Origin of the sequence: Flagellimonas flava (genome assembly GCF_050617915.1) — a bacterium.
GTDB lineage: Bacteria > Bacteroidota > Bacteroidia > Flavobacteriales > Flavobacteriaceae > Flagellimonas > Flagellimonas flava_A.
In genome coordinates, this window is record NZ_JBODQE010000059.1 from 1 (window position 1) to 272 (window position 272).

Genomic DNA, 272 nt, shown 5'->3' on the forward strand with positions numbered 1-272 from the left:
TGGCTATATCCAAGTGTTTTCCTTCCTGATTGACCAAATACCTTAAATCCGCACCCACCAGTTTTTCCAAGCCTAGAAAATTTACCTTGGGATTGGCACTTGCATCCAAAATAGCATTGTAAAGGTTGGAGGCCATTTGATGGTTACCCAAGTTTTCCTGCGCTTTGGCCACATCCAGATAAGGTTGAATCTTATTGGGGAAACCCGTAATCATTTTGTTGGCTGCCACCAAGGCCAATTCATGGTTCCCGATTTCCATGGATTTTAAATAG

The 272-nt window shown here is 42.6% G+C and carries 1 protein-coding gene; it reads right to left on the minus strand.

Features of this window, described 5'->3' with window-relative positions:
* The coding region (locus tag ACRHOZ_RS20970; RefSeq protein ID WP_431130226.1) for a hypothetical protein at nt 1–259 on the minus strand (259 nt) is incomplete at its 3' end.
* Nucleotides 260–272 lie beyond the last annotated feature (13 nt).